The following is an 11,986-nucleotide window of genomic DNA, read 5'->3' on the forward strand; positions in this document are numbered from 1 at the left end:
CATTCGTAAATGGCATCACGTTGGGGAACGATAAGTGGGAGAGATTGGATGGGAGGGAATGTGGATGCCAGAATCATTGGCGAATCGAATCGCATACTTGCAAGGATTGGCAGATGGATTGGAAGTGGGGGAGAAAAGCCCCGAAGGAAAAATTATGGTAGAGATGATTGAGATTCTAAATGAGGTGCAGGGTCAGCTACGAGAGCTTCACGCGCGAGTGGAAGAGGCGGAGGATTATGTGGAGGCCTTGGATGAAGACTTAGAGGACATTGAGCTCTACCTTTTTGAAGATGATGATGACTTGTATGAAACGGTTGTCGATTGTGAGGATGATGACGACGAGTACGCGACTTTCTACGATTTGGATGATGATGAAGACGCACAGCAATACGAAGCACAAGTAGATCCCCATCTCGATACGACTTACGAGTTTGCATGCCCTAGCTGCCAGAAAGAAATCTATCTGCACGAGGGCAAAGATGAGGAAGGTTTCAGACACTATGTAATAGAGCCGGTGGATAACAAGAAATCGGATAATTGATGATTCCAATAGGAAAAGCTTGCACTCGTCTTTCTAGCACGAGAGCAAGCTATTTTTTTTGCATAAATCTCGTCCACCTCTGCATAGGATGGAGGTAAGTCAAAGTGGACAAAGGCAGAAGGCTGCAAAAAGGAGGGTACCTGATGAATGAGATCTTGACGATATTGCCAGCAACTTTACGAACGATTTTGACGGCCCTTCCTATCGCGGTAAGAGAGAATCTGGAAGAGATTCGGCTTCGGCAAAACCAGCCGCTAGAAGTCCGGTTTGGCCAACAATCCAGCTATGTGACATCGTCGGGGCAAATCACCTCGATACCTGCACAAGGATGGCTATTTTCAGCAGAAGAGGCAGCAAAACTCTTAAACCAGGTCAGCCAGCATTCTCTTTATGCCTTGGAAGAAGAGTTGAAAAGGGGTTACATCACGGTAGTTGGCGGTCATCGCATTGGCATTGCGGGGAAAGTGGTGCTGGACAAAGGAGAAGTGAAGGGAATCAGAGATGTGACCAGCTTCAACATCCGGATTGCCCGCGAGAAAAAGGGCGCGGCCAAAAAGGTCATGTCGTATTTGTTTGAGGATGGCAAATTGCAAAACACGCTGCTCATCTCCCCACCCCAATGCGGGAAGACAACCTTGTTGCGTGATATCGCACGAACCATCAGCTACGGGAGCGAGTGGTCTTCAAGTCGCAAGGTAGGAATTGTGGACGAGCGTTCTGAGTTGGCGGGATGCTTGCAAGGAGTTCCTCAACGAGATGTCGGTCCGCGAACGGATGTGCTGGACGCTTGCCCAAAAGCTGTCGGGATGATGATGCTGATTCGCTCCATGTCTCCTGATGTACTGATTGTGGACGAGGTAGGAAGAGCGGAAGATGGCGACGCAGTTTGGGAAGCGATTCATGCGGGTGTAGCCGTCATTTGCTCGGCGCATGGAGCGAGCGTCAAGGAAGTAGCCGAACGCCCTATGCTAGGCAAGCTGATTCGATATGGTGCCTTTTCGCGCTATATCGTACTCAGCCGCGCAAAAGGTGTCGGAACGATCCAGGCCATCTACGATCAAAGCATGAACCTGGTTGAAAGGGAGAAGGCTGCATGGTCAAGCTGATGGGAGCCGTACTCATTCTGTTTTCGGCGTCGATGGTTGGTTGGCAGATCGGCAAGTATTACGCGAATCGTCCCGTCCAGCTTCGGGCTCTGCTCGTTGCTCTACAAATGCTCGAAACGGAAATCGTGTTCGGGATGACTCCATTACAGCGAGCGTTTGTGAAGGTCGGTCATCGCGTTTCCGAAGAGGTAGGGAAAGTATTTCTTATGGCCGCGGAATTCCTACAGACAGAAAAGGCGCATTCGGCTGAGGAAGCCTTGCAACAAGCAATGAATAGACTCTGGACCCAAACCGCCTTGCGCAGACAAGAGCGAGAGGTGCTTGAGAGTCTAGGTCAGGTACTCGGATCATCCGATCGGGAAGACCAGCAAAAGCATTTGCGCCTAGCTGTCACCCACCTGCGAGGGCTGGAAGAGGAGGCTCGTGCGGAACAGGAAAAGTACGAAAAAATGTACAAGAGTTTGGGCTTTTTAGGTGGACTCTTGGTCGTCATCCTGATGTTCTAAAGGCGAGGTGTTCACAGTGGATTTTGATTTGACACCTGTTTTCCAGATAGGAGCAGTAGGTTTCATTACAGCCATCCTGCATACGGTCCTGAAGCAGGCGGGCAAGGAAGATATTGCGCATTGGGCAACTCTGGTCGGATTCATCATTGTCCTGTACATGGTGTCCCATTACATCGGTGACTTGTTCTCCGAGGTAAAACGCGTCTTCCTGTTCAACTGAGGAGGGGCTCCAGATGGAGATTGTACAAATTGTCGGACTAGGACTGGTGGCTACGATTCTCGCGCTAGTCATTAAGGAACAGAAGCCGATGTTCGCCTTTTTGCTGGCGATCGCGAGCGGGGTCATCATCTTTTACTTTCTCGTCGGAAAAATAGCAGAGGTTATTCGGATTTTGGAAAGATTGGCGGTTCAAGCAGATTTGAACCTTGTGTTTCTGGAAACGATTCTAAAAATCATCGGAATTGCCTACATCGCTGAATTCGGTGCACAGATGACCCGAGATGCTGGACAAGGTGCGATTGCTTCGAAAATCGAGCTCGCTGGAAAAGTCCTCATCCTGGTGATGGCTGTACCAATCATCCAAATCATTATCGAAACAGTGATCGACTTGTTGCCGGCATAAGGGAGGTGGGATGTCCATGGCACACACTTGCAAGCTGATCCTGTTCTGGTTCCTGCTCCTTGCCTTGTTTCCAGTTGCTGTGTCAGCTACTGCGACACCCGCTGTGGCACCCGCAGCCGGTCCGATTAATCAAATCGTGCAACAACAGGTCGATCACTTGCAGCTAGACCGAGTCGAACAGTATTGGAAACAGTTGTTGCGCGACTATAAAGGGTACTTGCCCGATTTGAAATCGGAAGGCTTTATCCAAATCCTCATGCAGCAAGGTGACTTCAGTATTTCAGGAGTCCTGCAAGGAATGGGCAAGTTCATCTTTCATGAGATTTTGATGAATGGCAAGCTGCTCAGCTCCATCATTATCATTACGGTCTTCGCGATGATTCTCGAAACGATGCAGAACGCCTTTGAACGCAATGCGGTATCGACAGTGGCGTACTCGATTACGTATCTCGTCTTGATGGTACTTGCGATCAACAGCTTTCATGTTGCCATTACCTATGCAAAAGACGCAATCGCGAACATGTCTGATTTCATGCTGGCCATGATCCCGCTCGTCATCGCGCTGCTCGCTTCGGTAGGCAATCTGGCATCCGCCACAATGTTTCACCCGCTGATTATCTTCATGATCAACACAAGCGGCATGATGATCTCTTACGTCGTGTTCCCGCTTCTGTTCCTCTCTGCGATGCTCTCTATCGTCAGCCTGTTTTCAGAGAGGTACAAAGTCACGCAGTTAGCGACCTTGCTACGCAATATTGCAATGGGTGTCCTTGGTTCATTTCTGACAATCTTTCTCGCCATCATTTCCATACAAGGAGCGACTTCAGCCGTTGCGGACGGGGTCACTCTCCGAACAGCGAAATACATCACGGGCAATTTCATCCCGATAGTAGGTCGTGTGTTCTCCGATGCGGCAGATACTGTACTCAATGCCTCGTTACTGGTCAAAAATGCCGTGGGCTTGGCGGGTGTTTTGATCCTGATCATGCTATGCGCGTTTCCGGCTTTGAAGATACTGGTACTGGCTCTGATTTACAATCTGTCATCTGCCGTACTCCAACCGCTTGGAAACAGCCCAATCATCAGTGCGCTAGGTACGATTGGGAAAAGTCTATTGTTCGTCTTCGCTGCTTTGGCAACGGTCGGCTTGATGTTCTTTCTAGCGATTACGATCATGATTGCGGCGGGCAACATCTCCATGATGGTTCGGTAGGTGATGAAATGACGTGGTTAACCCTGTGGTTGAAAAAAATTATCCTGCTCGTCCTTTTGGCTGCCTTCCTCGATCTGATCCTGCCCAATACGACACTGCAACGCTACGTAAAAATGGTGATGGGCTTGATTCTCTTGCTGACGATCATTTCTCCCGTGTTCAGTCTGTTCAGTCTCTCGCAGGAAGATCTGGCCTTTCGTCTGGATCGATACCAACAAGAGCTGAACAAGCCTGCTTCGGCAGAATGGAAACGCATCACTGACAAGCTGCTTGGTCAACAAAACCAACAGATGACGGCTTACGTTCAGTCACAGGTAGCGTCCTCGGTAAAAGCCAGTGTCAAAGAGCAGTACGGCGTAACTGTCGATGATGTCACGATTACCGTCAATCAGCAAAATCCGGAACAGCCAATCCTTGAACGAATCGAGCTGGTAGTCAGTGACGCGAACAAGGAAGAGCAAAAAGGGCAGAGCACGATTGAACCGATTAAGCCTGTCCAGCCTGTCCAGCCTGTCCAGCCTGTTGAGATTACGATCGGCAAACCCATTGAAATGCAACCTGATCCCAAAGCAGATATGGCAGCAACAGCTCATTATGACAATCCACTTTACGCGCAAATCACAAACGATGTCGCCAAAGAGTGGGGGCTTTCGAAGAGCCAGGTCGTCATCAAAGACGAATCGAGAGAAAGAGAGAAACAGTAGCGGATACAGTCAGTGAAGCGAGGTGAAAACAATGAACCAATTGTGGGAAAAGCTGAAAAGTCTGCTCATGAAGAAACAAGGCGAGACGATGCAGGAAGAAAAGAAAATCGTGGTGGGGAGCAAGGGGAAAAACCAAAAGCTAAAGCCGCTGCATTATTTCATCGTCATATTGGGAATTGGCGTAGCCATCATGATTCTGACGGACTTTCTCAGAGTGGAAAAAGACCAGCCACTCGGATTTGGAGATATAGGGAGTGAGGCCCAGGGTTCTCCTGGAGGCGATGCAACTTCCCAGGTGTTGGGGGGATCACCGACTACAGATATCATTGCAGAGTATGAAAACATTTACGAGACACAGCTTCGCGAGATCCTCGCTTCTGTTGTCGGTGTCGGTGAAGTACAGGTCATGGTCAATCTGGAATCAACACCAGAGCTGGTTGTAGAAAAAAATCGCAACATTCGTTCCTCAACCAATCAGGAAATGGACAAAGAAAAGGCAACCCGCAATCAAAATGATCAGTCACGAGATGAGCAGGTCGTCATCGTGCAAGGCGGCAAGCAAGATGCCCCTGTTATTGTGAAGACGTTGAAGCCGAAAGTCCGCGGGGTCCTGGTAGTAGCGAAAGGGGCCGATAACATCCAGGTTAAAGCGTGGATCACTGAAGCCGTTCAAAAGGTTTTGGATGTTCCCGCTTATAAAATATCCATTTTGCCCAAAAAAGGGTAGGAGGTAATGGCGAATGATTCTGCGAAAGCAAACGGTTTGGTTGTTGACAATGCTTGCTGTCATGGTTGTGCTCTCTGGATATTACTTGGTGAAGGGACCGCAAGATCAGGTCCCAACATCAGGACAAGAGCACGCTGTCCAGAAGCAAGAGCAAATTTCCGGTGTGGTGGTTGAATCCAAGCAAGTTGATCACGCCCCACAAGCAACGCCTGTCGATCAAGCTCCAAAAGCAAACCCTGTAGAAGGAAAAACTGGCACACAAGGAGCGAAAACTCCTACTGCACCAGAAGCAAAACCAGCCACATCGAACACGGTCGTCCCAGTAGCAGAAACGGCGAGTGAAATCTTCCAAGGTTTCAAAATGAAACGCGAAGCCATGCTGGCGCAACAAAAAGACGAACAGCTAGCAATCGTAAACAGCACGGAGTCCTCTCCGCAGGCAGTCGCTGAAGCGATGGCCAAGTTTGAAGAACTGTCCAATATGGAAAGTGCTACGATGACTGCTGAAGAAATGCTCAAGGCGAGCGGCTATCAGGATGCGGTCGTTACTGTCCAAAATGACATTGCGACAGTCATTGTACAAAAAGATAAATTGAGCGCAAACGAGGTAGTGGAAATCATTGCCAACGTGAAGCAACACCTGAATATCCCGGCGACAAACATTAACGTACAATACAAGGCATCCTAATCAAGCTACGGCACTTTCTCGTTATAACGGATAGGAGAATGGGGCATGATGGTAAGGATTTTCTCGCTTCTGTTAGAAAAGAAGCGGGGAAATCCTTTCTTGACGTGGTTTAGGCAACAGGCTACCATGGATTTATGGTTTGCCAAAAGGATACATACTGGACTTCACGAACCTCTATTGAAAGAAAAGAAGGAGTGCTTGTTCGTAATGAAAATGCATGAAATCCGTGAAATTATTAAGTTAATTGATCAATCATCCATTCAAGAATTTAACTTGGAAACAGAAGGTGCCAAGGTGTCTTTGAAAAAATCCAATGGTACGGAAACGATTGTCGTCACGCAACCAGCGGTTCAAGCTCCTGTTGCAGCACCCGTAGCACATATCCCGGCTCAGCCAGTTGTCGCGGCAGCGCCAGTCGCAGCAGAAGCTCCGAAAGCAGCAGCTGTACAAGCGGCGGATGACGCTAATCTCCACAAGATTGTATCTCCAATGGTAGGAACTTTCTATAGCGCACCAGAACCAGGCAAGCCGGCTTACGTACAAGCTGGTGACAAAGTGAATGCGAGCAAAGTTGTTTGCATCGTGGAAGCCATGAAACTCTTTAACGAAATCGAAGCAGAAGTAAGCGGAGAGATCGTGAAAGTGCTCGTAGAAGACGGCCAATTGGTTGAGTATGGCCAAGCATTGTTTTTGGTGAAGCCAGAATAAGGTGGGGGAGAGCGGAATGTTTCAAAAAGTATTGATTGCCAATCGCGGGGAGATTGCCGTGCGTATTATCCGTGCATGCCGCGAGTTGGGCATTCGTACGGTCGCCGTCTACTCCGAAGCGGATCGTGAAGCGCTTCATGTGAAGCTGGCCGACGAAGCCTACTGTATTGGTCCCAAGGCATCCAAGGAAAGCTATTTGAATATAGCAAACATCATGAGTGTAGCGACCAAGGTAGGGGCAGACGCCATCCATCCTGGTTATGGCTTCTTGGCAGAAAACGCCGATTTTGCCGAGATTTGTGCCGCATGTAACATTACCTTTATCGGTCCAGACCCAGAAGCCATTGTGAAGATGGGGGACAAGTCCACAGCGAAGGATACGATGAAGACGGCAGGTGTACCTACTGTACCAGGTACGGAAGGGCTGATCGAAGATGTGGCTGACGCTGTCGTTACCGCAAACGAGATTGGCTATCCTGTCATGGTCAAAGCGACGGCGGGTGGCGGCGGACGCGGTATGCGCGTAGCCGTTGACGATGAAGATTTGGAAAAAGCGATCCGTCAGGCGCAAAACGAAGCGAAAACGGCTTTTGGCAATCCAGGTGTTTACTTGGAGAAGTTCGTAGAAGGCCCGCGCCATGTGGAAATTCAAATCATGGCTGACAAGCATGGCAATGCCGTATACCTGGGTGAGCGCGACTGCTCCATCCAACGCCGTCACCAAAAGCTGATCGAGGAAGCGCCATCTCCAGCATTGAGTGAAGAGCTGCGCCGACAAATGGGGGATGCTGCTGTTGCGGCGGCAAAAGCCGTTTCCTATCACGGTGCGGGAACTGTCGAGTTTTTGTTGGACAAACATGGAAAGTTCTACTTCATGGAAATGAATACGCGTATTCAGGTAGAGCATCCTGTGACCGAGCTGGTGACTGGCTTTGACCTGATCAAGGAGCAGCTGACCGTAGCGGCAGGCCAACCATTGTCCTTTACGCAAGAGGATATCGTATTGGATGGCTGGGCTATTGAATGCCGCATTAATGCTGAGAATCCTGCGAAAAACTTCATGCCTTCGCCAGGTCGTATCACGGAATATTTGGCGCCAGGCGGCTTTGGTGTGCGCGTAGACAGTGCAGCGTATGCGGGATATTCCATTCCACCATACTACGACTCGATGATCGCCAAGCTGATCGTGTGGGGCAAGGATCGTAACGAAGCAATTGACCGTATGAAGCGTGCGTTGGGTGAATTCGTCGTAGAAGGTATTACGACAACGATCCCATTCCATTTGAAGGTATTAGAGCACGAAGTATTTGTCAGCGGGAATTTCGATACGAAATTCTTGGAAACCTACGACTTGAACCTGGATGAAGAGTAAGTAGGGCTGATTTGTAAAAATACGGTGTGCTTGGTATAATGAATTACAAATTAGAGGGAGGTGCGAAGCATGGAAGAGTTTACTCCAGACTTAGATAGAACAGAACTTGGTAAAGTCCAGATCGCTCCCGAAGTGTTGGAAGTGATCGCCGGCATGGCGGCGTCCGAAGTAGAAGGTGTAGCGCAAATGAGCGGCGGTTTCGTAGGAGAAATAGCTGAACGATTAGGCCGTAAAAATATAGCACGTGGTGTGCGTGTAGAGGTTGGCTCCCGCGAAGCGGCGGTGGATGTTTCGATCATTGTCAAATACGGACATCGCATCCCGGAAGTCGCTCGAAATATTCAAGATAGTGTACGCAATGCGATTGAGAGCATGACAGGTCTTTCGGTAGTGGAAGTAAACGTACATATCGTTGATGTTGAATTGAAAGCAGAAGAAAAAGTACCGGCTCCAGTACCGGTTGAAGAACACCAGCGCGTGCGCTAACAAGCAGCGGATGGATGCCCCCTACGAACAGGGGGCATTTTCCTCATTTGAAAACGTGATTTTTGTTTAGGCGTAGAGCATAAATTCATGGAGTTTTCTGGAGCGTGCCGTGTTTGTCTCCTTTTTCAAACATGGCTGAAAGGAGAGGTGCTTGTGAACTTGTTTGACCGCTTTATCTTGACGATTTATAGCTTTGCGCTCATTGTTTTGTCCTGCATCGCGATAGCAGCGACCAGCGGATTGATCTCGCAAGAATTTTTCCGTCCATATGTGGATCAGATGCTGGCGGGTACGAACATCACCTATCTCATTGTCGCGATCATTTTCCTCGTAGTCAGCCTTCGCTTCTTTTTCAGTTCTTTCCGCTCTAACAAGCCTAAAGTAGAACGGGGAATCCGTCAGCGCAGTGATTTGGGTGAGGTCAACATTACGATTCAGACGATCCAGACCATTGCAGAGCGTGCCGCCCGCCGAGTAAAAGGCGTGCGCGATATGAAAACGACAGTCAAAGCACTCGAGAGCGGCAATATTATCACCCTGCGTGTTTCGGTAGATGGAGAAACGCCATTGCCTGAACTGACACAGAAGCTACAAGCTGACGTGAAGGAGCAAGTCGAGGGGATTGCTGGTGTTGTCATTTCTGAGGTGACCATTGTCGTGACGGAAGTAGCTCAGCAGGAAAACTACTCGTCTCGTAAACGGGTGGAATAGAAGGTGAAGTAAATGATGCGGGAGTTAATGTGGGAACACAAGGGGAAGCTAATGGGGGTTTTTGCCGGACTTTTTTTAGGCATCATCTACCTTCTCGTGGGATTTTGGGATACACTGGTTTTTGTTGTGTTTGTCGGGACCGGTTATTATATTGGACGAAAGCTCGATCATAAAGAAGACTTGCGTGAAATACTCGACAAGATTTTGCCAGGCAAGTTTCGGTGAAAGAAGAAAAGTCCGAGCTCATTTTAATTAGTAGGTGAATGAATGGTATGAAACGAAGAACAGCACGAGAAAAAGCAGTTCAATGTCTTTTCCAAATTGATATGGCAGAGGTTCCGCTAACAGATGCGGTTGCCCTCGTCATGGAAGAATCCGAGGAAAATGCACAGTATTTGCGTTATCTCCTCGATGGTGTATTGAAAAACTTGACTGAGATTGATGCAGAGATCAAGAAGTATCTGCGTGGATGGCAATTGGAACGCATCGCCAATGTAGATCGCGCTATTCTTCGTCTGGCTTTTTACGAGATCATGTTTGAGCAAGACACACCTGACAAAGTCGTGATGAACGAAGCGATTGAGGTCGCGAAGCTCTTTAGCGACGAGCAGTCCCACCGGTACATTAACGGTGTGTTGTCGAGCTTCTTGCAATCACGTGAAACCAAGCAGGCGTAATAGGTAGGAGATACAAGCATGAGTAAGGTAATGTTGGGAATCGACACGAGCAATTACCGGACATCACTGTGCTTGGCTGAGGAAGACGGCCGAATTGTCGCAGAAGCAAAACGCCTTTTGAAAGTAAAGGAGGGCAAGCGCGGACTGCAACAATCCGAAGCCGTCTTTCAGCATGTGATGAACCTGCCGGAATTAAGTGAAGAGATGAAGTGGAAGGACTACGAGATTGCAGCGATTTGTGTGAGCGAGAAGCCTCGCCCGCAAGACGGATCGTATATGCCCGTATTTAAAGTTGGAGAGGGCTTGGCGAAATCGCTGGCGACTTATTTGCGAGTTCCCCTGCACTTGACGACTCATCAAGAGGGACATATCGCGGCAGGGGAATACACTGCTGAGGTGCGTCCGACAGAAGACCGCTTTTTGGCTGTGCACTTGTCTGGAGGTACCAGCGAGTTGCTGTTGTGCGACCGTCATGCAGCCGGTTATACCATTGAGAAAATCGGTGGGACGATCGATCTGCACGCAGGTCAACTGGTCGATCGGATTGGTGTGGCACTTGGTCTGTCCTTTCCTGCAGGTCCTGCATTGGAGCAGTTAGCAAAGGGAGCAACAGGTGAGTTTCGGGTTTCTTCGGCAGTTGACGGACTTTCCTTTAGTTTTTCTGGTCCAGAAGCATCGCTTTTACGGGAAGTGGAGAAGGGGAGTACGAGCCCTGCTGAGATTGCGCGAGCGACAGAGCAATGTATTGCCAATGCACTAGGGAAGTCCTTGCGCCATGCAGTAGAGCAAGGCTACCCGAAGGACATCTTGATTGTCGGAGGAGTAGCTGCTAATTATTACATTCGTGAGCGGCTGATCAAACGCCTGGAACACCCTGCCGTGAAGGCGAAGCTGTACTTCTGTGACCCTGTTTACTCCGGTGATAATGCCTATGGAGTCGCAATGTTGGGTTGGATGAAGCGAAAGGCGAACATTAAATAAATAAGAACTTTTTATAATTCGCCTTTACAGCTGGGGGAGAAATCGGTACACTTAACGTATCGACGTTGATAAAGGAGGCATTTTCTCCATGGCTGCAACCATTCTCCAGGGAAAAGAAGTCGCACAGAGTATTCGGGCCGAATTGGCGAACGAAGTAGCTGAATTGAAAAAACAAGGGGTCGTACCGGGTTTGACTGTTGTCATTGTAGGAGACGACCCAGCTTCTCACTCTTATGTACGGGGTAAGGCAAAAGGCTGCGAGGAAGTCGGTATTTCATCCGACATCATTCGGAAGGACGCTGACATCACAGAGGAAGAGTTGTTGGTTATCATTCAACAGTTGAACGAAAATCCGAACGTTAATGGGATTTTGGTTCAGCTTCCTCTTCCTGCTCATATTTCAGAGCATGCGGTCATTGAAGCCATTGCTCCTGAAAAAGATGTGGACGGTTTCCATCCGATTAGCATAGGGAACATGGTATTGGGAAATGATACGATGCTTCCTTGCACACCGCATGGAATTATTGAATTGATCAAGCGCACAGGCACCCAGATGGCAGGCAAACACGCAGTGGTTATCGGACGCAGCAACATCGTTGGTAAGCCGGTATCCTTGCTGTTGCAACAGGAAAATGCTACGGTAACTATGTGTCATTCTCGCACGCAAAATCTCGAGGAATACACCCAAAAGGCGGACATCCTCGTGGTTGCAACTGGTAGGGCTCATATGATCGGCAAGGAGCATGTTAAACCGGGCGCTGTCGTCATTGATGTTGGTGTGAATCGCATTGAAACGGGTAAGCTGGTTGGAGATGTCAAGTTCGACGAGGTCAAAGAAGTGGCTAGCTTTATCACACCAGTTCCAGGCGGTGTCGGCCCGATGACGATTACGATGCTGCTGAAAAATACTGTTGCGGCGGCGAAAAAGCAAGCAAAACAATAG

Annotated in this window: 17 protein-coding genes; all 17 read left to right on the forward strand. The window is 48.9% G+C overall.

What is annotated here, in order from left to right:
• Positions 1-64 precede the first annotated feature (64 nt).
• The 17 genes from ACUUHJ_RS12770 to folD all read left to right on the forward strand — a co-directional run bounded on the left by ACUUHJ_RS12770 (position 65) and on the right by folD (position 11,986).
• Positions 65-541: a CD1247 N-terminal domain-containing protein gene (locus tag ACUUHJ_RS12770; protein ID WP_472299049.1), complete on the forward strand. Its 477-nt coding sequence runs from the start codon at positions 65-67 to the stop codon at positions 539-541.
• A 143-nt stretch (positions 542-684) separates the two neighbouring features.
• Positions 685-1,647 (forward strand): stage III sporulation protein AA, encoded by a 963-nt coding sequence (spoIIIAA, locus tag ACUUHJ_RS12775; RefSeq protein WP_087343770.1) that lies wholly within the window; start codon positions 685-687, stop codon positions 1,645-1,647.
• Complete coding sequence (gene spoIIIAB, locus ACUUHJ_RS12780; RefSeq protein WP_289677583.1) at positions 1,635-2,153, forward strand: stage III sporulation protein SpoIIIAB; 519 nt, start codon at positions 1,635-1,637, stop codon at positions 2,151-2,153. Before spoIIIAA ends, spoIIIAB begins: the two co-directional genes overlap by 13 nt.
• A gap of 16 nt (positions 2,154-2,169) precedes the next feature.
• Positions 2,170-2,373 carry a stage III sporulation protein AC gene (gene spoIIIAC, locus ACUUHJ_RS12785; protein WP_007725726.1) on the forward strand — a complete coding sequence of 68 codons (204 nt, stop codon included), beginning with the start codon at positions 2,170-2,172 and terminating at the stop codon, positions 2,371-2,373.
• A 13-nt stretch (positions 2,374-2,386) separates the two neighbouring features.
• Positions 2,387-2,776, forward strand: coding sequence for a stage III sporulation protein AD (spoIIIAD, locus tag ACUUHJ_RS12790; RefSeq protein ID WP_005827266.1), 390 nt, complete (start codon positions 2,387-2,389; stop codon positions 2,774-2,776).
• 16 nt (positions 2,777-2,792) lie between these two features.
• Entirely contained in the window at positions 2,793-3,989 is a 1,197-nt protein-coding gene (gene spoIIIAE, locus ACUUHJ_RS12795) for a stage III sporulation protein AE (protein WP_016739904.1), read from the forward strand.
• Positions 3,990-3,997: 8 nt separating this feature from the next.
• Positions 3,998-4,693 (forward strand): stage III sporulation protein AF, encoded by a 696-nt coding sequence (spoIIIAF, locus tag ACUUHJ_RS12800; RefSeq protein ID WP_472299050.1) that lies wholly within the window; start codon positions 3,998-4,000, stop codon positions 4,691-4,693.
• A 31-nt stretch (positions 4,694-4,724) separates the two neighbouring features.
• Entirely contained in the window at positions 4,725-5,420 is a 696-nt protein-coding gene (spoIIIAG, locus tag ACUUHJ_RS12805) for a stage III sporulation protein AG (RefSeq protein WP_289677587.1), read from the forward strand.
• A 13-nt stretch (positions 5,421-5,433) separates the two neighbouring features.
• On the forward strand, positions 5,434-6,108 hold the full coding sequence (locus ACUUHJ_RS12810) for a SpoIIIAH-like family protein (protein WP_142496230.1): 675 nt from the start codon (positions 5,434-5,436) through the stop codon (positions 6,106-6,108).
• 207 nt (positions 6,109-6,315) lie between these two features.
• Positions 6,316-6,816: an acetyl-CoA carboxylase biotin carboxyl carrier protein gene (gene accB, locus ACUUHJ_RS12815; RefSeq protein WP_012686025.1), complete on the forward strand. Its 501-nt coding sequence runs from the start codon at positions 6,316-6,318 to the stop codon at positions 6,814-6,816.
• A gap of 16 nt (positions 6,817-6,832) precedes the next feature.
• Positions 6,833-8,188: an acetyl-CoA carboxylase biotin carboxylase subunit gene (gene accC, locus ACUUHJ_RS12820; protein ID WP_172137820.1), complete on the forward strand. Its 1,356-nt coding sequence runs from the start codon at positions 6,833-6,835 to the stop codon at positions 8,186-8,188.
• A 69-nt stretch (positions 8,189-8,257) separates the two neighbouring features.
• On the forward strand, positions 8,258-8,674 hold the full coding sequence (locus ACUUHJ_RS12825; protein WP_012686027.1) for an Asp23/Gls24 family envelope stress response protein: 417 nt from the start codon (positions 8,258-8,260) through the stop codon (positions 8,672-8,674).
• Between the two features lie 153 nt (positions 8,675-8,827).
• On the forward strand, positions 8,828-9,385 hold the full coding sequence (gene amaP / locus ACUUHJ_RS12830; protein ID WP_472299051.1) for an alkaline shock response membrane anchor protein AmaP: 558 nt from the start codon (positions 8,828-8,830) through the stop codon (positions 9,383-9,385).
• Between the two features lie 12 nt (positions 9,386-9,397).
• Entirely contained in the window at positions 9,398-9,610 is a 213-nt protein-coding gene (locus tag ACUUHJ_RS12835; protein WP_012686029.1) for a DUF2273 domain-containing protein, read from the forward strand.
• 47 nt (positions 9,611-9,657) lie between these two features.
• Positions 9,658-10,062, forward strand: coding sequence for a transcription antitermination factor NusB (gene nusB, locus ACUUHJ_RS12840; RefSeq protein ID WP_026133982.1), 405 nt, complete (start codon positions 9,658-9,660; stop codon positions 10,060-10,062).
• A gap of 18 nt (positions 10,063-10,080) precedes the next feature.
• The gene (locus ACUUHJ_RS12845; protein ID WP_472299053.1) at positions 10,081-11,043 is read left to right on the forward strand and encodes a tRNA (adenosine(37)-N6)-threonylcarbamoyltransferase complex transferase subunit TsaD; all 963 of its coding nucleotides are present in this window, start codon (positions 10,081-10,083) and stop codon (positions 11,041-11,043) included.
• A gap of 88 nt (positions 11,044-11,131) precedes the next feature.
• Complete coding sequence (gene folD / locus ACUUHJ_RS12850) at positions 11,132-11,986, forward strand: bifunctional methylenetetrahydrofolate dehydrogenase/methenyltetrahydrofolate cyclohydrolase FolD (protein ID WP_289677591.1); 855 nt, start codon at positions 11,132-11,134, stop codon at positions 11,984-11,986.

This window comes from Brevibacillus schisleri (genome assembly GCF_055685845.1).

Bases quoted from the DNA above. Each gene is read 5' to 3' on its own strand.
- nusB (WP_026133982.1), top strand. From the start codon at position 9,658: ATGAAACGAAGAACAGCACGAGAAAAAGCAGTTCAATGTCTTTTCCAA.
- ACUUHJ_RS12845 (WP_472299053.1), top strand. From the start codon at position 10,081: ATGAGTAAGGTAATGTTGGGAATCGACACGAGCAATTACCGGACATCA.
- ACUUHJ_RS12825 (WP_012686027.1), top strand. From the start codon at position 8,258: ATGGAAGAGTTTACTCCAGACTTAGATAGAACAGAACTTGGTAAAGTC.
- spoIIIAD (WP_005827266.1), top strand. From the start codon at position 2,387: ATGGAGATTGTACAAATTGTCGGACTAGGACTGGTGGCTACGATTCTC.
- spoIIIAB (WP_289677583.1), top strand. From the start codon at position 1,635: ATGGTCAAGCTGATGGGAGCCGTACTCATTCTGTTTTCGGCGTCGATG.
- ACUUHJ_RS12770 (WP_472299049.1), top strand. From the start codon at position 65: ATGCCAGAATCATTGGCGAATCGAATCGCATACTTGCAAGGATTGGCA.
- ACUUHJ_RS12810 (WP_142496230.1), top strand. From the start codon at position 5,434: ATGATTCTGCGAAAGCAAACGGTTTGGTTGTTGACAATGCTTGCTGTC.
- folD (WP_289677591.1), top strand. From the start codon at position 11,132: ATGGCTGCAACCATTCTCCAGGGAAAAGAAGTCGCACAGAGTATTCGG.
- ACUUHJ_RS12835 (WP_012686029.1), top strand. From the start codon at position 9,398: ATGATGCGGGAGTTAATGTGGGAACACAAGGGGAAGCTAATGGGGGTT.
- spoIIIAF (WP_472299050.1), top strand. From the start codon at position 3,998: ATGACGTGGTTAACCCTGTGGTTGAAAAAAATTATCCTGCTCGTCCTT.
- spoIIIAG (WP_289677587.1), top strand. From the start codon at position 4,725: ATGAACCAATTGTGGGAAAAGCTGAAAAGTCTGCTCATGAAGAAACAA.
- spoIIIAA (WP_087343770.1), top strand. From the start codon at position 685: ATGAATGAGATCTTGACGATATTGCCAGCAACTTTACGAACGATTTTG.
- accC (WP_172137820.1), top strand. From the start codon at position 6,833: ATGTTTCAAAAAGTATTGATTGCCAATCGCGGGGAGATTGCCGTGCGT.
- accB (WP_012686025.1), top strand. From the start codon at position 6,316: ATGAAAATGCATGAAATCCGTGAAATTATTAAGTTAATTGATCAATCA.
- spoIIIAE (WP_016739904.1), top strand. From the start codon at position 2,793: ATGGCACACACTTGCAAGCTGATCCTGTTCTGGTTCCTGCTCCTTGCC.